The 20,407-nt window shown below is 42.3% G+C and carries 15 protein-coding genes; 11 read left to right on the top strand and 4 right to left on the bottom strand.

Going from position 1 to position 20,407, the window contains the following annotated elements; genetic code table 11:
• The 9 genes from FK178_RS13170 to FK178_RS13205 all read left to right on the top strand — a co-directional run bounded on the left by FK178_RS13170 (nucleotide 1) and on the right by FK178_RS13205 (nucleotide 12,373).
• Nucleotides 1–939 (top strand): hypothetical protein, encoded by a 939-nt coding sequence (locus FK178_RS13170; RefSeq protein WP_146836078.1) that lies wholly within the window; start codon nucleotides 1–3, stop codon nucleotides 937–939.
• A gap of 81 nt (nucleotides 940–1,020) precedes the next feature.
• On the top strand, nucleotides 1,021–2,103 hold the full coding sequence (locus FK178_RS13175) for a family 16 glycosylhydrolase (protein WP_146836081.1): 1,083 nt from the start codon (nucleotides 1,021–1,023) through the stop codon (nucleotides 2,101–2,103).
• Nucleotides 2,104–2,154: 51 nt separating this feature from the next.
• Nucleotides 2,155–3,594 carry a glycoside hydrolase family 30 protein gene (locus tag FK178_RS13180; protein ID WP_146836084.1) on the top strand — a complete coding sequence of 480 codons (1,440 nt, stop codon included), beginning with the start codon at nucleotides 2,155–2,157 and terminating at the stop codon, nucleotides 3,592–3,594.
• A gap of 17 nt (nucleotides 3,595–3,611) precedes the next feature.
• Nucleotides 3,612–4,133: a glycoside hydrolase family 5 protein gene (locus FK178_RS15790; protein ID WP_262711695.1), complete on the top strand. Its 522-nt coding sequence runs from the start codon at nucleotides 3,612–3,614 to the stop codon at nucleotides 4,131–4,133.
• A gap of 83 nt (nucleotides 4,134–4,216) precedes the next feature.
• A complete protein-coding gene (locus FK178_RS15795) occupies nucleotides 4,217–5,359 on the top strand; it encodes a cellulase family glycosylhydrolase (protein WP_262711712.1) in 1,143 nt (380 codons plus the stop codon).
• Nucleotides 5,360–5,411: 52 nt separating this feature from the next.
• Nucleotides 5,412–7,700, top strand: coding sequence for a glycoside hydrolase family 3 N-terminal domain-containing protein (locus FK178_RS13190; RefSeq protein WP_146836087.1), 2,289 nt, complete (start codon nucleotides 5,412–5,414; stop codon nucleotides 7,698–7,700).
• A 65-nt stretch (nucleotides 7,701–7,765) separates the two neighbouring features.
• On the top strand, nucleotides 7,766–10,042 hold the full coding sequence (bglX, locus tag FK178_RS13195) for a beta-glucosidase BglX (RefSeq protein ID WP_146836090.1): 2,277 nt from the start codon (nucleotides 7,766–7,768) through the stop codon (nucleotides 10,040–10,042).
• A 3-nt stretch (nucleotides 10,043–10,045) separates the two neighbouring features.
• Nucleotides 10,046–10,813, top strand: a complete 768-nt coding sequence (locus FK178_RS13200) for a glycoside hydrolase family 16 protein (RefSeq protein ID WP_146836093.1) — start codon at nucleotides 10,046–10,048, stop codon at nucleotides 10,811–10,813.
• 144 nt (nucleotides 10,814–10,957) lie between these two features.
• Nucleotides 10,958–12,373 (top strand): sugar porter family MFS transporter, encoded by a 1,416-nt coding sequence (locus FK178_RS13205; protein WP_146836098.1) that lies wholly within the window; start codon nucleotides 10,958–10,960, stop codon nucleotides 12,371–12,373.
• A 105-nt stretch (nucleotides 12,374–12,478) separates the two neighbouring features.
• On the opposite strand, the gene FK178_RS13210 is transcribed toward FK178_RS13205, so the two are convergent.
• Nucleotides 12,479–12,928: a nucleoside deaminase gene (locus FK178_RS13210; protein WP_146837667.1), complete on the bottom strand. Its 450-nt coding sequence runs from the start codon at nucleotides 12,926–12,928 to the stop codon at nucleotides 12,479–12,481.
• Nucleotides 12,929–12,965: 37 nt separating this feature from the next.
• On the opposite strand from FK178_RS13210, the gene FK178_RS13215 reads away from it, so the two are divergent.
• Nucleotides 12,966–14,741, top strand: coding sequence for a 1-deoxy-D-xylulose-5-phosphate synthase (locus FK178_RS13215; RefSeq protein ID WP_146836101.1), 1,776 nt, complete (start codon nucleotides 12,966–12,968; stop codon nucleotides 14,739–14,741).
• 23 nt (nucleotides 14,742–14,764) lie between these two features.
• Nucleotides 14,765–15,802 (top strand): DUF3078 domain-containing protein, encoded by a 1,038-nt coding sequence (locus FK178_RS13220; protein ID WP_240793840.1) that lies wholly within the window; start codon nucleotides 14,765–14,767, stop codon nucleotides 15,800–15,802.
• A gap of 128 nt (nucleotides 15,803–15,930) precedes the next feature.
• On the opposite strand, the gene dgt is transcribed toward FK178_RS13220, so the two are convergent.
• The 3 genes from dgt to FK178_RS13235 form a co-directional block, all read right to left on the bottom strand.
• On the bottom strand, nucleotides 15,931–17,274 hold the full coding sequence (gene dgt / locus FK178_RS13225) for a dGTP triphosphohydrolase (RefSeq protein WP_146837674.1): 1,344 nt from the start codon (nucleotides 17,272–17,274) through the stop codon (nucleotides 15,931–15,933).
• Nucleotides 17,275–17,336: 62 nt separating this feature from the next.
• Entirely contained in the window at nucleotides 17,337–17,711 is a 375-nt protein-coding gene (locus FK178_RS13230; protein ID WP_146836104.1) for a GxxExxY protein, read from the bottom strand.
• Between the two features lie 162 nt (nucleotides 17,712–17,873).
• Nucleotides 17,874–20,315: a ribonucleoside-diphosphate reductase subunit alpha gene (locus FK178_RS13235; protein ID WP_146836107.1), complete on the bottom strand. Its 2,442-nt coding sequence runs from the start codon at nucleotides 20,313–20,315 to the stop codon at nucleotides 17,874–17,876.
• Nucleotides 20,316–20,407 lie beyond the last annotated feature (92 nt).

The raw sequence follows: 20,407 nt of genomic DNA on the forward strand, positions 1-20,407 counted from the left end.
ATGAAAACGAAAATAAAATACGTATTAAGTTCTTTGTTCGCGCTGCTACTACTTTTAGCAGGGTGTTCCAAAGAGGAGTACAGCTTTGGTGATCTTGAAGCTCCCTCAAACGTAGCAATAAATACGGAAATTGTAGGACAAAGTGCAGATAATCCCAACGGTGACGGCTCGGGATTGGTTCATATTTCTGTGGATGCCGATAACGCAATAGCATATAAGATTGATTTCGGCACTTCGCCCGGGGTTAATCTTGTACCCTTTAATGGGGAGATTACCAGGCAATTTACCAAAACCGGAGATAATGATTACCGGCTTACAGTGGTTGTTTACGGGGCCGGTGGTGCTGCAACAACAATTACCAAAGACATAAGGGTGAACAGTGTTTTCAATGCTGATCCTGAATTGGTAGCTAATCTAATAGGTGAAGGATCCAAGACATGGGTAGTAGATAAATCTGTTCCGGGACATTTTGGAGTTGGACCGTGGGATGATGCCTCTACAGGACCTGAATGGTGGTCAGCCGGGGTAAATGAGAAAGTTGGTTCTGCCGATTGTTTTTATAGCACTACTTTTACTTTTAGTCAGACTGGAACTAATTATACTTTAACTGTAAATGCTCCACAGGGTGCGTTTACCAAGACTGGTTCATTGGCAAATAATTTGCCTGGGATTCCTGCAGGAGGAGATGAAGGTTGTTACGTTGAATACACCGGAGGAAGTTCTTCCTTCTCTTTTATCCCATCAAGTACGGGAATTCCAGCTTCTACACCTTCAACTAAAACAAGCATTGAGCTTGCAGGCTTTGAAACTTATATAGGTTATGGAGCAGTTCAAAAGGAATATGAGATCCTTGTAATAACTGAAAATTATTTATACCTGAGGGTTAGAGGTACTGAGACAGGAAATGCCTGGTATTTAAAATTGGTCCCTGCAGAATAATTTTGAATTTGCATAAAAGTCCCGGAGCGGTAACAGCTCCGGGTTCTTTAGGGATCTCCGGAATCTTTTATCATTAAAAATATGAATTCTAAAAAGCTTTTTGAACAGCTAAGGCTATTCTATTGCCTTTTAATCACAGTGATTTTTCTTGGATGCAGCGGTTCTTCAACAGAGGATGAAGCGCCTGTGGGTCCATCAGGCCTTGAAGTGTCGGTTGAGATCCTGGGAGCTACTGCTGGTGATCCAAATGGAGATGGAAGCGGAAAGATCCTGGTCAAATTTTCTGCAAAGAATGCCACTTCCTATAAGGTCAACTTCGGAAACGGAGATACCCGGGAGACAACATCGAATAGCGTTACCTATAAATATGTTGGAAATGGTACCCATACCTATCAAATATTTGTTTCAGCCTATAAAGGCTCGGGTTTTGTGTCTGGAAGTGAATCTGTGACTATCTATGTAGCACCAGCATTGGTTTGGGCAGATGAGTTTAATGTAGACGGATCTCCAGATAATTCAAAATGGGGATTTGATACCGGTGCAGGAGGATGGGGAAATAATGAACCTCAGTTTTATACTTCCCGTTCAGAAAACGTACGCGTTGATAACGGACTGTTAAGGATCACTGCTAAAAAAGAAAGCTATGAAGGTGCACCTTACACTTCCGCCAGAATCAATACACAGGGAAAATTCAGTTTTAAATATGGAAAAGTTGAGGTTAGAGCAAAGCTTCCTGAGGGTGGCGGAACCTGGCCTGCAATCTGGATGTTGGGTTCCAATTTTCAAACGGTAGGATGGCCGGCTTCCGGCGAGATCGATATAATGGAGCATAAGGGGAATGAACCGGGAAAAATCCATAGCGCTATCCACACCCCTTCAAGTTACGGGGCAACCACTAATTCTGGTTTCAGAACGGTAGCTAATGTAAGTAGTGAATTTCATGTTTACGCTGTTGAGTGGACTCCTCAAAAAATTGTCTTTTCGGTAGACGGCGTTGTACATTACACTTACATGCCTTCCGTAAGGAACAACAGCACATGGCCTTTTGACGCACCGCAGTTCATAATACTTAACGTCGCAATGGGAGGGAATTTTGGAGGGAATATTGATCCAAATTTTCTTTCAGGAACAATGGAAATTGATTATGTGAGGGTTTATCAATAAAATGATCCCTGTAATTTTTTTAAACCCGTGGTAAATAAAACCGTGAATAAAATGAAAGCTTTAATAATAATGATCATGCTTGCCATGCTTAGCAGTACATGCAGTACAAATAATAATGAAGTGGAGGTCCCTGTTAAACCGGAGGTTCCAAAAGTTGAAAATGAGGTGGACTTTTATATTACAAAATCTAATGGATCACAGAAACTAAGAAAACAATCAGAGATACTGGCATTTGTAAGTTCTAATAACCAATTTCCTACCATAAAAGTTAACCCGGCTGAATCTTTTCAAACAGTAGATGGCTTTGGATTCTCCCTTACCGGCGGAAGTGCAGAAGTTATAAATCAACTTACAACTTCCACTAGAGAAGAACTTCTTCAGAAATTATTTGGGGCGGGTGAGAATTCCATTTCAATTAATTATTTAAGAATAAGTATTGGAGCTTCAGATCTTGATAGTTCAACTTTCTCTTACAATGATCTACCTGAAGGACAAACTGATGAGGACCTTTCAGAATTTAATCTGGAGCCGGACATGAAAGATTTGGTTCCCCTATTGAAGAAAATTTTGGAAATTAATCCTGACATTAAAATAATGGGCACTCCCTGGTCGCCACCGGTGTGGATGAAGGACAATAACAGCACCATAGGAGGCAGTCTCTTGCCAAAATATTACGGGGTTTACGCAGACTACCTGGTAAAATATATCGCTGAAATGAAAAATCTTGGAATCAAGATAGATGCAATAACACCTCAAAATGAACCTTTGCATCCCGGCAATAATCCAAGTATGTTGATGCTGGCTGCTCAACAAGCAGATTTTATAAGAGATTATCTGGGTCCTGCTTTTAAGACTGCAAATATCAATACGAAGATTATTATTTATGATCACAATGCCGATAAGCCTGAATATCCTCTTGCAGTTTTAAATGATGCAGGTGCACGGCAATATATTTCAGGTTCTGCCTTTCATTTATATGCGGGTGACATTAGGGCATTATCAGCAGTTCATGCTGCCTATCCTGATAAAGATATTTATTTCACTGAACAGTATACTGCTTCCAATGGAGAATTTGGAGGTGATCTTAAATGGCACCTTAGAAATGTCATAATAGGTTCAATGAGGAACTGGAGCAAGAATGCACTTGAATGGAACCTTGCAAATAACTCAACTTTTGGGCCGCATACTCCCGGGGGTTGCACCACCTGTAAGGGAGCGATAACGGTCAAAGGAAGTACATCTTATGAAGAAAATGTTGGTTTTTACATCATTGGTCATGCAACTAAGTTCATTCCGGCAGGGTCAGTAAGATTAGGTAGTAATATCGCCGGAAACCTTCAGAATGTAGCCTTCAGAACCCCACAGGGTAAAAAAGTAATAATTGTCCTTAATGACGGCCAAAATTTTGAAATGTTCAATATCGAGTACAACGGGAAATGGTTCACTACATCTTTAGATGCAGGTTCTGTGGGAACCTATGTTTGGGATTAAATTAAAAACCAGAAATTATGAAAAGAACTATTATGTTCATTCTGCTCATTTTCTCATTGACGGGTTATTCCCAGGAGCCCGGTTCAGAACAGGGATTTCTGCGTGCAGAAGAAAAGAAGATTATTGATGCGACCGGCGAAAATGTAATTCTTAGAGGGATTGGTCTGGGAGGACATATGCTACAGGAAGGATATATGCTAAAGGTTCCTTTTTCAGGTCAGCAATACGTTTTTAAGCAACATATGCAGGAACTAATAGGAAAGGAACGAACAGAGGAATTTTATAGCACCTGGCTTTCTAATTTCACTCAGAAGAAAGATATAGACAGTTTAAAAAGCTGGGGTTTTAATTCCATAAGATTGCCAATGCATTATAACCTTTACACTCTTCCGGTAGAGGAGGAACCCGTGGCGGGAGAAAACACCTGGCTTGAAAGGGGTTTTGAGATGACAGATCAAATGGTTGAATGGTGCAGGGATAATGGGATGTACCTAATTTTGGATATGCATGCAACGCCCGGGGGCAGGGACATGATGTAAATATTTCTGATCGTGATCCGTCGAAACCTTCATTATGGGAAAGCGAAGAAAATCAGGAGAAACTGGTACAGCTCTGGAAAAAGCTGGCCCAGAGATATAAGGATGAGCCGGTAATTGGAGCATATGACCTTATCAATGAACCTAACTGGAGTTTTGAAGAGGGGAAGAACCTGAATGGTATTGAAGACACCGAAAATAAACTTATTCGTGATCTTCAGGTAAGGATCACCCAAGCTATTCGTGAGGTTGACAATAATCATATTGTAATTATTGAAGGAAATGGGTGGGGAAACAATTATAATGGAATTCTACCCCCTTGGGATGACAACATGGTTTTGAGTTTCCACAAGTACTGGAGTTACAATGACCAGGCTTCAATACAGCAATTTCTTGATTTTCGTGAGCAATATAATATTCCTATCTGGCTGGGGGAATCTGGAGAAAATTCAAATGCCTGGTTTGCAGATGCTATTGGGTTAATGGAGGATAATAACATTGGCTGGTGTTGGTGGCCTTTGAAAAAGCTGGGCTTTAATAATCCTGTAGAAATAAAAGTTAATCAGGGATACCAGGATATTTTAAATTACTGGACCGGAAAGGGTGAAAAACCATCTGAAGAAGATGCATATAAAGCTTTCATGCAACTCGCCGAAAACACAAAAATAGAAAATGGAATCATTCATTATGACGTAATAGACGCCATGATACGTCAGCCTCATTCTGAAGAGACCATTCCTTTTAAAGACATTACTATTGCAGAAAACACCGAAATATCTGCAGCCCATTATGATCTGGGAAACGAAGGGTATGCATATAAAGACAGTGTGTCCGGAAATTACTGGGTGTCAACCGGAGGAGAAAGGGAAAGCTGGAATAACGGTCGTGTATTCCGTAATGACGGGGTTGATCTGTTCCAGGAAAACAATGAGGTTTATGTGGGTGATACCGAGGCAGGAGAGTGGCTTCAATATTCCTTTAAAGCTTCAGAAGCCGGAAGTTACAACCTTTCCTTCAGGATAGCTTCCTCGCAGGATGGAGGCAAAGCTGCTGCAAATGTCAATGGGGAAGTAGTAGGCGGACTGGATATTTTAAATACCGTAGGGGAATGGAAATGGCTGGAATTTGGCAATGTTGTACTTAAAAAAGGCGAAAATAAATTAAAATTCAGGATTATAAATGGAGGTTTTAACCTTCAGAATATCCGGTTTGAAAAAACCAAATCATAATATATTTTTTAAACTACGATCCCGTAAGGGATCAACCCAAATAATTTTTAGAATGAGAAAAAAACTAATTCTTGGTTTGTTAATCTTTACTGGCGGTTTTAGCCAGGCCCAGAATCAAAGTAAGATTGATTCAATTCTTTCATTAATGACACTGGAGGAAAAAGTGGGACAAATGACCCAGGTAACTTTAGACGTGATTGGAGAGGGAGATGACCGTTTTTCAAGCTTTGAACCTTTCAATCTGGACAAAAAACTACTTACCAAGGCAGTTAAGGAATACCACGTGGGCTCCTTCCTGAATACGGCCAACAACCGCGCGTTGACCCGTGAGAAATGGTATGCAATAATCAGTGAGATTCAAAATACGGTTAAGACAGAAACAAGACTTAACATTCCTGTGATCTATGGGGTAGATGAAATTCATGGAGCCACTTACACAGCCGGAGCTACCATGTTTCCACAGCAAATAGGACAGGCGGCAAGCCGAAATCCCGAAATGGTAAAAAGAGGAGCAGCCATCACTGCTTATGAAACCCGTGCCAGCGGAATTTCCTGGAATTTTTCTCCGGTACTCGATCTGGGACTTGATCCACGGTTCTCAAGAATGTGGGAATCATTTGGGGAAGACCCTTATCTGGCATCTGTCCTGGGTGTTGCTATGATAGATGGTTATGAAGGGGAAGATAACTATATTGGCCATCCCGAACGCGTTGCCTCAACCATGAAACACTTTTTAGGATATCATGCCGTGACTTCAGGAAAAGACAGAACGCCTTCTTTCATTCCGCAGGACGTACTCAGGGAATATCACTTACCCCCATTTAAAGCTGCCGTAGAGGCCGGATCGCATACTATAATGGTGAATTCCGGAATAATCAACGGAGTCCCCGTTCATGCGAATTATGATCTTTTAACCGCCTTGCTTAAGGAAGAGTTAGGTTTTGAAGGACTTGTTGTAACAGATTGGGCAGATATTGAAAACCTTCACAGAAGGGATCGTATTGCCGTGAGTGATAAAGAAGCTATCAAAATGGCGATCAATGCCGGAGTGGATATGTCTATGGTGCCATATGAGTATGAGCGCTTTTTTGACAATCTGGTGGAATTGGTTAAAGAAGGTGAAGTAAAGGAATCAAGAATAGATGACGCCGTTCGCCGTATTCTAAAAGTAAAATTGGCTCTCAATCTTTTTGAGACTCCTGTAACTTATTATAAGGATTATCCGAAGTTTGGCAGTAAGGAACATGAACAAGCTGCTTATGAAATGGCTGCGGAATCTATTACCCTTCTTAAAAATGAAAAGAATATCCTCCCGCTTCAAAAAAAAGTAAAGGTATTGGTAACCGGGCCCAACGCTAATTCTATGCGCACCCTAAACGGTGCATGGACTTATTCGTGGCAGGGGGAAAAAACGCCGGAATTCAGTGAACAATACAATACTGTTTTAGAAGCCGTTCAGAATAAGATTGGAAAGGAAAATGTAAAATTTGTTCCCGGAGTGAAATATATTGAGGAGGGAAAGTATTACGAGGAGGTAAAAGATAAATTTGATGAAGCAATTGCGGTTGCAAGTGAGATAGATTTTATCCTTCTGGTGCTTGGAGAGAATACCTATACTGAAAAGCCGGGAGACCTTAATGACCTTTACCTTTCTGATCTTCAAACCGAACTTGCGCAGAAACTTGCTGCTACAGGAAAACCTGTGATCCTGGTTCTAAATGAGGGTCGTCCTAGGATTATCAGCAAATTTGAAAAAGACATGGTTGCCGTAGTGCAAACCTACTTACCCGGAAATTATGGCGGGGATGCCCTTACCGATGTTATTTTTGGGGATGTGAACCCTTCAGGAAAACTTCCCTACAATTACCCGCGCTTCCCCAATGCCCTGATCCCATATATCCATAAACATTCTGAAGAGCAGAAAAAGTCGGAAGGAGTCTATAACTATGAGGCAGATTACAGTCCCCAATACTCTTTCGGTGACGGGTTAAGTTATACAACTTTTGAATATTCAAATTTGCAGCTGGATAAACTTACCGGAAAAAATGGCGATAAAATCAAGGTGAAAGTAAATGTGACCAATACAGGGAAATTAACCGGAAAGGAAGTAATAGAATTATATACATCAGACTTGTATGCATCAGAGATTACTCCAGATGTTAAACGTCTAAGAAAGTTTGAGAAGATTTCACTGGAACCTGGAGAAATTTATACAGTAGAGTTTGAGCTGAATACCAATAGCTTTGGGTATTTTTCTCCCAGGGGAGAATTTAAGGTTGAAGCCGGAGAGTTTGAAATTATCATTAAAGACCTGAAACAAACTTATGTTTTAACCGAATAAAACTTAAACAGGATGATATTTAATAAAAAGCTTCCTTTTCTAAAGGCTCCAATTAACTACTTTAAATGAAAAAATTAAGCATTTTGGCTGTGTTGATCCTTGGATGCATCACGGCCCAGGGACAAACAACCCCTATCCAAAGTTCTGTTCAAGATGTAGAGAAGAAAATAGACTCCCTGCTGGCCTTGATGACCCTTGAGGAAAAAGTAGGTCAGCTGGTTCTTTATAATGGCAGCTGGGACCTTACCGGTCCAGCTTCCAATCTCGATACGAAACAAAAAGAAGAAAATCTTAAGAATGGGCTTGTGGGAGCTATGCTTAATGTACTTTCTATAGAAGCTACTACCGAGGCTCAAAAACTCGTAATGGAAAATTCCCGACTCAAGATCCCTTTATTATTTGGATATGATGTAATACACGGGTATAAAACCATATTCCCCGTGCCGTTAGGGGAAACTGCAAGTTGGGACCTTGAAGCCATGGAAGAAGCTGCAAGGATCGCAGCTTTAGAATCAGCCGCTCATGGAGTGAACTGGACCTTTTCCCCAATGATCGATATTTCAAGGGATGCCCGTTGGGGTAGAATAATGGAAGGCTCCGGGGAAGATCCTTACCTTACCTCAAAGGTAGCAGTGGCTAAGATTAAGGGTTACCAGGGAAATGATCTTTCTCATCCTCATTCAATAGCTGCCACCGCCAAGCATTTTGCAGGTTATGGTCTTGCTGAAGCAGGACGCGATTATAACACCGTTCATATAGGCGAGAATGAACTGCACAACACAGTGTTGCCCCCCTTTAAAGCTGCTGCTGAAGCCGGGGTAGCCACCTTTATGAATTCCTTTAATGACCTTGACGGAACTCCTGCCACCGGCCATAAGATTTTACAAAGGGATATCCTGAAAGAGGAATGGAACTATGACGGATTCATTGTTTCAGACTGGGCTTCGATCTCCGAAATGATAGATCACGGTTTTGCAAGGGACAAGAAACACGCCGCAGAGATTGCAATGAATGCGGGCAGCGATATGGATATGGAAGGCGGGGCTTATGAATCCGGGCTGGTACAGTTGGTAAGGGAAGGGAAGATTCAGGAGAATTTTATAGATGATGCGGCGAAAAGAGTACTTCGGGTAAAGTTTAAACTGGGTCTTTTTGAAGATCCTTACCGGTATTCCAATGCAGAAACTTTAAAAAATATTTCTTTTGAAGAGCACCGCAATGCCTCCAGGGATGTTGCAAAAAAATCTATAGTGCTGCTTAAAAATGATAAATCAATTTTACCAATAAGCCCTTCAGTTAAAAACATTGCTGTAATAGGGCCGTTGGCAGATGATAAAGATACCCCAATAGGAAACTGGAGAGGGCAGGGGGAAGAAAATTCTGCCGTTTCTGTGCTTGAAGGGATTAAACGTGCGGTAGGAAAAGGAGTAAAGGTAACTTATGCCAAAGGTGCAGATCTTGGAATGGGGGAGCGTAGCTTTTTATTTCCGCTGAAGATCAATAAGACCGACATTTCAGGATTTGCTGAGGCGGTTGCGGTTGCTAAAAAAGCCGAAATGGTTGTGATGGTGCTTGGCGAAGATGCATTTCAGAGCGGTGAAGGCCGAAGCCAGGTTAATATTGGCCTTGCAGGAGTTCAGCAGCAATTGCTGGAAGAGATCTATAAAGTAAATAAAAATATTGTTTTGGTCTTGATCAACGGTCGCCCTATGGAAATTAACTGGGCGGCAGAAAACCTTCCTGCTGTCGCTGTTGCCTGGCAGTTAGGTACCGAAAGCGGAAATGCCATTGCCGATGTTCTTTTTGGCAGGTACAATCCTTCCGGAAAACTTCCGGTTTCTTTTCCAAGAGCCGTAGGACAGGAGCCACTTTACTATAACAACAAAAATACAGGAAGGCCCTCAAATCCCGAACATGTAACATTTTCCGGGTATACAGATTCCCCGAAAGATGCGTTGTTCCCCTTTGGTTTTGGGCTTAGTTATACAACTTTTGAATATGGTGAGCCACAGCTTTCTGCCAACACGATGAAGGAAAATGAAACTCTGGAAGTAAAAGTTACAGTAAAAAATACCGGGAAAGTTAGTGGAAAAGAGGTTGTACAGCTTTATCTTAGAGATCTGGTTTCCAGCACCACCCGTCCTGTAAAAGAATTGAAAGGTTTCAGGATGATCGAGCTCGCTCCAGGGGAATCAATGGACGTAATTTTTACTATTGATGATAAGATGCTTCAGTTCTACAATGCAAACCGAAAATGGGAATCTGAAGCCGGAGATTTTGAGATCCTGACCGGCAGTAATTCCCGTGATCTTAAAAAGACAACATTCAGTTTAAATAAATAATAAATGAAATTTCAGCCCAGCCTTTCTTTATCCCTCGTACTCTTTTTGTTTTTCTCCTGTTCTCCAAGAGCCCAGGTCATTTTTGAAGAAAATTTTGATGGCGATAGCTTAAATATGGAACACTGGAATTATGAAGAAGGTGACGGTTGCCCCAATCTTTGCGGTTGGGGAAATAATGAGCGCCAGATCTACAGCCGGGATTACGTAACGATAGAGGATGGGAAACTGGTGATTGAAGCTGTAAAAAAGGGAGATAAATATTTTTCAGGAAAGGTTAACACCAAAGATAAAATTGAGTTCCAGTATGGGACTATTGAAGTAAGGGCCAAGCTTGCGACAGGTGAGGGACTCTGGCCTGCTATCTGGATGTTGGGTACCAATATTAATGAAGTGGGCTGGCCGGCATCCGGAGAAATAGATCTCATGGAATACGTGGGCAGGGAACCTCATACCATTTATTCATCCCTTCATACTCCTGCTAATCATGCAGGTAATGCCAGTTCCAAAAAGACTGTTATAAAAGACATTGAGGAAGGATATCACACATATAAAACCGTATGGACCAGGGATGACATTCAATATTTCATAGACGGGAAGCATGTCTATACTTTTAAACCACCCGTGTATGATGATGCTCATTATCCTTTCAGGCATCCTTTCTACTTTTTAATAAATATGGCCGTGGGAGGCAATTTTGGAGGGCCGGAAGTAGATGATTCGGTTTTTCCCGCCAAATTCTATGTAGATCATATCAAAGTAACCCGCAAATAACTTGTTTTTGGTTTATTTTATTTAGATTTAACCCATCTATTGGGTATATCGGAAACTCGATAAAATAACCTATGAACCTGCCTGCCGGCAGGCAGGGATATGCCAATTGCGTATGACCGTTAAAAAAACAATTATCATTTACATATGAAAAACAAAACATACTTAATTCTTATTACTATTGTTTCAGCCCTGGGAGGTCTCCTTTTTGGATATGACACCGGGGTTATTAATGGATCCCAGTATTATTTCAGTCAGTATTTTGACCTGGACGCGGGAATGAAAGGCTGGGTTGTAGGTAGTGCCCTTATAGGTTGTTTCTTTGGAGCTGTTATCTCCGGTCCCTTGAGCAATGCTGTAGGTAGAAAATATTCCCTGATTATTTCAGCTGTTTTATTTTCAATTTCAGCCTGGGGTTCAGGGTTACCTGATTTTATGCCTCAAAGCGTTACACTACTGGTAATATTCCGTCTTCTGGGAGGTCTTGGAATTGGGATCGCGTCTATGAATGCTCCCACATATATTGCTGAAATTGCACCTGCCAAGATAAGGGGTACGTTGGTAACCTATTACCAACTGGCAATTGTAATTGGATTTTTCGTGGTGTTTCTGGTAACTTATTTCATAGGAAATGCTGCAACCCCTGAAGAAAATATACAGGATGGATGGAGGTATATGCTGTGGAGCGAACTTATACCCAGCTTATCGTTTTTAGTCCTGTTGTTTTTTGTGCCCCGCAGCCCGCGCTGGTTAGCATTAAAAGGACAAAAATCAAAGGCTCTGGAAGTGCTTGTGAAGATCCATGGTAAGGAAATGGCCGATATGGAATTTCAGGATATAGAGAATTCCATTATGAGAGATAACAAAAAAGTCAAGGTCAATATTTTTGCCAAAGGGGTATTTTCCATTATTGTAATTGGTACTATTCTTTCGGTCTTACAGCAATTTACCGGTATTAATGCGGTACTTTATTATGGAGCCGATATTTTTGAGCAAGCCCTTGGTTTTGGCCAGGAAGACGTGCTTGCACAACAAATCTTACTCGCAGGCGTGAATCTTGTGTTTACGTTTGTTGCTATGGCAACGGTAGATAAATTTGGCCGGAAACCTCTTATTTACATAGGATCCTTGGGAATGCTAACGGGCTTTTTAATGCTAGGATTCACCTTGATGAATGGAACTGTTGGAATTATTTCCCTTATTGGGGTTCTATTGTTCATTGCCTCTTTTGCAATGTCTATGGGGCCAGTGGTTTGGGTGGTCTTGTCCGAAATGTTCCCCAATAATATGCGTAGTGTTGCCATGTCTATAGCGGTGGCTGCGCAATGGGCCGCCAATTATGTGGTAACCCAATCTTTCCCGCTGGTGGCAGAAAGTGAAGTTAATAACTCTGCTTACTGGAATGGGTCACTGCCTTATTTTATCTTTTCGGCATTTATCCTTTCTATAATTTTCTTTACCTATAAGTATCTTCCGGAAACCAAAGGAAAAACACTGGAAGAACTTGAAGATATGTGGGATATACCACAGTCGGCCATTGCAACCGAATCTTTTGAGAAATAATTAGAAGGAAATAAAAAATATAAGATCCCGCAATTCCTCCAGGAGTTGCGGGATCTTTTTATTTCACCAATTTCAGATGAATGATTCCTGTGAATGAATGTTCTATTAGTTTAAATTTCTTTTCTGAATAAAGAATCTCTTCAACAAAACCGAAGCTTCCTCTTCCAGAACCCCCTGGGTGACTTTTGTTTTTGGGTGAAGTTTTGCGCCCATTTTACGGTAGCCCCTTTCGGGATCATTGGCGGCAAAGACCAACCGTGACAGCTGACTCCAGTACAGTGCGCCGGCGCACATCTGGCAGGGTTCCAGGCTTACATACATTGTACAGTCCTTAAGATATTTTCCTCCCAGAAAATTTGCGGCTGCCGTTATTGCCTGCATCTCGGCGTGGGCAGTAACATCGCGCAGCAATTCAGTTAAATTATGACCCCGGGCAATTACCTGGTTATTGATCACCACTACCACCCCCACGGGAACCTCACCTTTCTCGAAGGCGGCTTCGGCTTCCTGGAGAGCTTTCCGCATAAAATAGCTGTCGTCAAAAATTAAATCCATCTTCAAAATTACAAATTCAAAATGTACCTTTGCTTTTATGGCTAAAAGTATTTTGCAAAGTATAAATTCTCCGGAAGACCTGCGTAAACTTCCGCAGGGAAAACTGGCGGAACTTGCGGCCGAACTTCGCAAATTCATCATAGAAATAGTCGCTTCCAAAGAGGGACATTTAGGGGCGAGCCTGGGTGTGGTCGAACTTACCATTGCCCTGCATTATATATTTAATACACCGGAAGACCTGCTGGTTTGGGATGTAGGTCACCAGGCCTATGGCCATAAGATACTTACAGGGAGAAGGGATAGCTTCCATACAAACCGGCAGTTGCACGGGCTAAGCGGTTTCCCAAAACGCACTGAAAGCGAATACGATACTTTTGGCACCGGGCATTCCTCTACCTCCATTTCTGCAGCTTTGGGAATGGCCCTTGCCTCGAATCTTAAAGGCGAAACCGGCAAACATCATATAGCGGTAATTGGTGATGCTTCCATCGCAAGCGGGATGGCTTTTGAAGGCCTTAACCATGCAGGGGTTACCAATGCAAATCTACTAGTGGTTCTCAATGATAACGCTATTGGAATTGACCATAGCGTAGGGGCTTTAAAACAATATCTCACAAAAGCCAGAGTGGGCTATAAACCCGCTCAGAACAATATTATAGAAGCCTTAAATTTTAAATATTACGGCCCGGTAGACGGGCACGATATTCCGGAATTGCTGCAAACCTTTGAAGAACTTAAAAATATTGAGGGGCCAAAATTCCTTCACGTGATCACCACAAAAGGAAAGGGTTTAAAAAAAGCCGAAGAGGACCAGGTGAAGTACCACGCCCCCGGAAAATTTGTACCAGATACGGGAGAACTTTTGCCCTATGAAACCAAAGGCCTGCCGTTGAAATTCCAGGATGTTTTTGGACTCACTTTGGTAGAGCTCGCCAGGCAAAATGAAAAGATCATAGGGATCACCCCGGCCATGCCCACCGGAAGTTCCCTGAAGTTTATGATGGATGCTTTTCCTGAAAGGGCTTTTGACGTTGGTATCGCAGAGCAACATGCGGTTACACTGGCAGCGGGCATGGCTACCCGCGGATTTGTAGTGTATTGTAATATATATTCAACCTTTTTGCAAAGGGCTTATGACCAGGTGATACATGATGTGGCCTTACAAAATCTGCCGGTGATCTTTTGCCTTGACCGTGCCGGGTTGGTAGGGGAAGATGGAGCCACCCATCATGGGGTTTTTGATATTGCCAGTTTACGTTGCATTCCAAACCTTATGATAGCAGCCCCTGCCAATGAGGTAGAGCTGCGAAATTTGCTGTTTACCGTGCAGTCAGATCTTCCGGGACCTATTGCTATAAGATACCCCAGGGGGAGAGGAACCATCCCCAACTGGCAACAAGAATTCAGGAAGATTGAATACGGGAAAGGGGAAAAACTTTCTGACGGAGAGGAAGTGGCTATTATTAGTATTGGCAGTATTTCAGAAAATGTAAAAAACGCTGTAAAAATTTCAGCAGAAGAGGGAAAAGTTGCGCATTTTGATGCCAAATTTGTTAAACCTCTGGATGAGAGCCTTCTTCATCATATTTTTGATAAGTTTGCAAAGATCGTCACGGTAGAAGATGGTGTTGTTACCGGCGGATTTGGAAGCGCAATTCTGGAATTTGCTGCAAAGCACCGCTACCCGGCTATTATTGAATGTCTTGGAGTGCCAGATGCATTTATTGAACAAGGAAGTGTAGATGAATTATATGAAATCGCAAAAATTGACGTTCACAGTATAGCCTCAACGATTAAAAGTTTGTTGGAATAATAATTTAAGTCCCCATTTTACCAATGCCCCACGTTTCTTATCCTACCCGCTCCTATCTTTTAGCCTTCTTTATTCTTTTTGGTTTCGCAATGCAGGCTTCAGGTTTAAAAATGGTGAGGATTGATACTACAAAAACCGATACTACCGAAGTAAAGAAAGATGTGCTTCCAGATTCTATTGCCAATGAGCCGCAGGAAGTGATGATCTTTTGGACCAAAAAAAATGCGGTGGGAGTGAATTTTAATGAAGTGGCTTTTATTAACTGGAACTCAGGGGGAAATAATTCAATATCTGCCCTTTTTCACGGGAATTTTGAGCGTAAATACCAAAAGAAATTACTTTCCTGGAAAAGTAATGCTTCTATGAGATACGGTTTGAACGCCCAGGAGGGAAGGGAACTCAGGAAAAGTGAAGACCAGATCCAGGTGAGTTCTACATTTGGTTACCGTCGTGATTCGGTTTCCAACTTCAGGTATTCGGCTAAATTTAATTTTAACACACAGTTTGCCAACGGGTACCGCTATCCCGATACCAACCGGCCAATTTCTAAATTTATGGCGCCCGGCTACGTATTCCTTGGGATTGGAACCGAGTATTCCCACCCAAAAGATGACCTTACCGTCTATATCTCGCCCGTTACCCAGAAATCTACTTTTGTACTGGACAGGGTGCTCTCCAATGAAGGAATGTTTGGCGTGACCCCGGCGGTAAAGGACGAAGAAGGGAACATCCTGGAGGAAGGAGAACGGGTTCGTACAGAATTTGGAGTGCTTGTCACCAGTGGATTTACCAAAGAGGTCTTTAAAAATGTAAACCTGGATAACCAGATAAGTCTGTATTCAGATTATCTCAATAAATTCGGGAATGTGGATGTTGACTGGCAAATGAATGTAAACATGGTAGTGAACACATTTATCAAAGCAAGCATTGGCTCTCACCTAAGGTATGATGATGATGTTAAGGTAAAGGAGGACATCAACGGGGACGGAAATCTTGAAACCCTGGGGCCAAAAGTTCAGTTTAAACAAATGTTGGGAGTGGGAGTGGTTTATGAGTTTTAATAATAAACCTTTGCCGCAACCTTTGAGCTATTTTTAAATTCCAAAATTTTCTAAATATGGGAACGTACTTCAACGCCCCCAGAAAGAATTTCCCCTGAAACCGGTAAGCCCTATTAAAAAAATTTAGCTTACAAACTTAATCCCTTATACTTCTCAAAAGATGATACAGTGATCCCATCTGTTAAAGATGCGGTATAGGAACATATTTGCAGAAGAATCTGGTAAACGCTCCCCTCTTCATTAATCACAAGCTTGGGTACCGATTTTCTCACCAGCTTATTGAAATTGGAATTCTGCATTTCTTCCTCCGGCAAAAAAGCCCTGGTGTAGGTGTCCAGCAAATGCGACAACATCTTATAGCCCGCGATCTCTTTGTGTACTACCTCTTCACTCTGGTAAATGCGCTCTACACTTATTTTAATAATATCCTTTATCTGGGCTTCATAACTGCTTTTGTCAAATAACGACTCGTGAAACTCCCCGGCAAGAATGGCCTCCTCGTTTTTCAGAAACAGCTCTACCGCCTCTTTGATAAGTGTATTAATAGCCAGCGCGCGCAAATAGCTCAGCCTGTCTGCAGTATTGGTGAGGCTATGGTATTTTGAGGTGTTGATGCTATTCTTTACCAGTTTTATAAGATACTCAAGGGCATATTCTTCATTGATAAGTCCAAGATTGATCCCGTCCTCAAAATCAATAATGGTGTAGCAAATATCATCTGCCGCTTCTACGAGAAATGCCAGGGGATGTCTCGCAAAAGCAACTTTTTCACCATTGCGAACCGAGAGCAGTCCCAGTTCAGCGGCTATTTCTTCAAATATGGCTTTCTCCGTCTGGAAGACCCCGAATTTTTTATCGCCAATATTGCGGGTAGGTTTATGGGGAAGCGACTCTTTGGGATATTTAATAAAAGCTCCCAGGGTGGCATAAGAGAGGCGTATCCCGCCATCTACCCCAGGGCGGTTTTCGGTTAGGATCTTAAATCCGTTAGCATTGCCTTCGAATCTTGTGAGGTCCTCAAATTCCTGTGTGGTAAGTTGGTCTTTAAACCGTTTTCCGTTGCCCAGACTAAAATATTCTCCAATGGCTTTTTCTCCTGAATGCCCGAACGGCGGATTTCCTATATCGTGCGCCAGCGCAGCAGCGGCTACTATGGCACCAAAATCGTTCATCTGGTAGCCGTGAATGGTTTTAAGGTGTGGATGCTTCTCCAGAATCTTTTGTCCCGCCAGGCGGCCTAAGGATCGGCCAACTACAGATACTTCGAGGCTGTGAGTAAGCCTGGTATGAATAAAATCGGTTTTAGAAAGCGGGATTACCTGTGTTTTATCCTGTAAACTTCGGAAGGCCGAGGAAAATATGATCCTGTCATAATCTACCTCAAACCCCAGCCGGGTTTCATCCTGCTCCCTGCGAAGCCTTTTATTCTTATCTCCATAACGCTTCAAAGACAGGAGTTGTTCCCAGTTCATCATACTTTATTATTTTTTCTTCTCCCACGGTTTCCCGCAGAATTCGCTGATTATCGCAGATCTTATAAGCCGTTTACTTTTCTAAAGATCCCTGAATTTATATTTTCTACATTAAAATTTACCAGAATTGCAAGTTTAAGGTTAGTGAGTTTTAAATATGTAATAACCTGTTTATGATGAACCTCGGCAATATTTTCAACCGATTTAACTTCTATAATTACCTTCTCATTCACTAACAGATCAATTCTAAACCCTACTTCCAGCTTTTGATTTTTATAAAAGACCGGTACCGGTACCTCTTTTCTCACCTGTAAACCTTCTTTCTGTAAATCGGCTTGAAAGGCTGCTATATATACAGATTCCAAAAGACCCGGCCCAAAATGTTTATACACATTAAATATTGCGCCTCTTATCTTGTATGAAATCTCATTCTCCATAAGTTCTTAAAAATTTTCTCCCGCTGAATTCGCAGAATTTCGCGGAAAGTCTCTGCGAAAATCTGCGAATTCCGCGGGAAATATCAAAAATAACAAAAAAGGGAAGTAATCTATTGAATACTTCCCTGTAATGGGTAAACGTAACTAAAATAAACGGGGTATTTAAGAACCGCACATTAAGCAATCATCTCCTTCAGCTTCCTTGGATTGTGCAATGATAGCACGTAATTCTTCAGGGGAGAGGGAATTGCCTTCTGTTTCCATGCGGGGAGTTGCTGCCCGGGCCGTGGGGACCTCAGGTTCTGCAGCAAAAACAGGTACAGGTTCTTTTTTCTCTTCTTTTTTAAGGGTGAATTTTATTGCGTCTACTGCGCTCTTGGTGCGCAGGTAGTACATTCCGGTTTTAAGTCCGCTCTTCCAGGCGTAAAAATGCATAGAGGTAAGCTTGCTGTAATTGGCATTTTCCATGAACAGGTTGAGCGATTGCGACTGATCGATGAAATAACCGCGGTGTCTTGACATGTCAATAATGTCCTTCATGCTCAGTTCCCAAACAGTTTTGTAAAGCTCCTTCAGGTCCTGCGGAATAATATCAATATCCTGAACAGATCCGTTGGCCCGCAAAATAGCATCTTTTACATCTTCAGTCCAGAGATCCCGGGCAACAAGGTCTTCCAGTAAATGCTTGTTAACCACAATGAATTCTCCTGAAAGGACCCTTCGGGTATATATATTTGAGGTGTAAGGTTCAAAAGCTTCATTGTTACCAAGGATCTGGGAAGTGGATGCTGTAGGCATAGGAGCTACAAGCAGGGAGTTGCGCACCCCGTGCTTCATCACATCCTTACGTAATTTTGCCCAGTCCCAGCGGCCGCTTAGTTCTTCATCCTGTAATCCCCAAAGATTGTACTGGAATTGCCCTTTGCTTATGGGCGATCCTTTAAAGGTGGAATACGGACCTTCTTCTTTTGCCATTTCCATGGAAGCCGTAACAGCTGCAAAATAAAGGGTTTCAAAGATCTCCTCATTCAGCTTTTTTGCTTCATCGCTGGTAAACGGCAGTCTTAGTTTAATAAATGTATCTGCCAGACCCTGAACACCAAGTCCTACAGGACGGTGCCGTATATTGGAATTTTCAGCCTCAATTACAGGATAGTAATTGCGGTCTATAACCCGGTTGAGGTTTCGGGTAACCCGTTTTGTTATACGGAAAAGTTCCTTGTGGTCAAACTCATTTCCTTTGATAAACATGGGCAGAGCGATAGAGGCAAGGTTGCATACGGCAACTTCATCTTCACTGGTAAATTCCATGATCTCGGTACAAAGGTTGGAGGAACGGATGGTACCAAGATTTTGCTGATTGGATTTCCGGTTAGCGGCATCTTTGTAAAGCATATACGGCGTTCCGGTCTCGATCTGGGATTCGAGGATCTTTTCCCAAAGTTCACGGGCTTTTATGGTCTTCCGGCCTTTTCCTTCGGCTTCATATTGATGGTAAAGTTCATCAAATGCTTCGCCGTGAATGTCAAATAATCCCGGGCATTCGTTAGGGCACATCAGGGTCCAGGTAGAATCCTGCTCTACGCGCTGCATGAAAAGATCTGGGATCCACATAGCGTAAAACAGGTCACGGGCGCGCATCTCTTCTTTTCCGTGGTTCTTTTTCAGGTCCAGAAAGTCAAAGATATCTGCATGCCAGGGTTCTACATACATGGCAAAGGAACCTTTTCTTTTTCCGCCACCCTGGTCTACATAGCGGGCGGTGTCATTAAAAACGCGCAACATGGGCACTATCCCGTTAGAGGTACCATTGGTTCCACCAATATAGGAACCGGTAGCGCGCACGTTGTGAATAGAAAGGCCAATACCACCGGCAGACTGGGAGATCTTTGCCGTTTGTTTGAGAGTATCGTAGATCCCGTCTATACTGTCATCCTTCATAGCCAGAAGGAAACAGGAGGACATTTGGGGTTTTGGGGTACCCGAATTGAACAATGTTGGGGTAGCGTGTGTAAAATATTTTTTAGACATAAGCTCATAGGTTTCTATGGCTGCATCTATATCATTTATATGGATCCCAATGGAAACCCGCATGAGCATATGTTGGGGGCGCTCAGCGATCTTTCCGTTAAGTTTTAAGAGGTAGGAACGTTCCAGGGTTTTAAAGCCGAAATAATCATATCCGAAATCCCGGTTGTAAATAATAGTGGAATCCAGCAATTCTTTATTTTCCTGAATTACCTTATAAACTTCCTCTGAAAGCAATGGCGCCTCTTTACCGGTGCGGGGGTTGACATACTCATAAAGATCTGCCATTACCTCAGAGAAAGATTTTTTGGTGTTTTTATGAAGGTTGGAGACCGAAATGCGCGCTGCAAGCCTTGCATAATCGGGGTGGGCGGTAGTCATGGTAGCTGAAACTTCGGCAGCCAGGTTGTCCAGTTCACTGGTAGTAACCCCGTCATAGAGTCCTTCAATAACTCTCATTGCCACTTTCAGGGGGTCTACGATCTCATTTAGACCATAGCATAATTTACGTATTCTGGCAGTGATCTTGTCAAACATTACAGGCTCTTTATGCCCGTCTCTTTTCAGTACATACATAATATAATTGGTTTGAATGCATACAAAGAGTGGGGTCTCTGCACACAGCTTTTTTATTAGGAACCGCAAAGCCGGGGGGCAATGGCGGCCGG

Source organism: Antarcticibacterium arcticum (genome assembly GCF_007993795.1).
Taxonomy (GTDB): Bacteria; Bacteroidota; Bacteroidia; order Flavobacteriales; family Flavobacteriaceae; genus Gillisia; species Gillisia arctica.

What these genes read in the sequence shown, in the direction of transcription:
- FK178_RS13170 (WP_146836078.1), top strand. Translation starts at nt 1, where the DNA reads ATGAAAACGAAAATAAAATACGTATTAAGTTCTTTGTTCGCGCTGCTA.
- FK178_RS13175 (WP_146836081.1), top strand. Translation starts at nt 1,021, where the DNA reads ATGAATTCTAAAAAGCTTTTTGAACAGCTAAGGCTATTCTATTGCCTT.
- FK178_RS13180 (WP_146836084.1), top strand. Translation starts at nt 2,155, where the DNA reads ATGAAAGCTTTAATAATAATGATCATGCTTGCCATGCTTAGCAGTACA.
- FK178_RS15790 (WP_262711695.1), top strand. Translation starts at nt 3,612, where the DNA reads ATGAAAAGAACTATTATGTTCATTCTGCTCATTTTCTCATTGACGGGT.
- FK178_RS13190 (WP_146836087.1), top strand. Translation starts at nt 5,412, where the DNA reads ATGAGAAAAAAACTAATTCTTGGTTTGTTAATCTTTACTGGCGGTTTT.
- bglX (WP_146836090.1), top strand. Translation starts at nt 7,766, where the DNA reads ATGAAAAAATTAAGCATTTTGGCTGTGTTGATCCTTGGATGCATCACG.
- FK178_RS13200 (WP_146836093.1), top strand. Translation starts at nt 10,046, where the DNA reads ATGAAATTTCAGCCCAGCCTTTCTTTATCCCTCGTACTCTTTTTGTTT.
- FK178_RS13205 (WP_146836098.1), top strand. Translation starts at nt 10,958, where the DNA reads ATGAAAAACAAAACATACTTAATTCTTATTACTATTGTTTCAGCCCTG.
- FK178_RS13210 (WP_146837667.1), bottom strand. Translation starts at nt 12,928, where the DNA reads ATGGATTTAATTTTTGACGACAGCTATTTTATGCGGAAAGCTCTCCAG.
- FK178_RS13215 (WP_146836101.1), top strand. Translation starts at nt 12,966, where the DNA reads ATGGCTAAAAGTATTTTGCAAAGTATAAATTCTCCGGAAGACCTGCGT.
- FK178_RS13220 (WP_240793840.1), top strand. Translation starts at nt 14,765, where the DNA reads ATGCCCCACGTTTCTTATCCTACCCGCTCCTATCTTTTAGCCTTCTTT.
- dgt (WP_146837674.1), bottom strand. Translation starts at nt 17,274, where the DNA reads ATGAACTGGGAACAACTCCTGTCTTTGAAGCGTTATGGAGATAAGAAT.
- FK178_RS13230 (WP_146836104.1), bottom strand. Translation starts at nt 17,711, where the DNA reads ATGGAGAATGAGATTTCATACAAGATAAGAGGCGCAATATTTAATGTG.
- FK178_RS13235 (WP_146836107.1), bottom strand. Translation starts at nt 20,315, where the DNA reads ATGTATGTACTGAAAAGAGACGGGCATAAAGAGCCTGTAATGTTTGAC.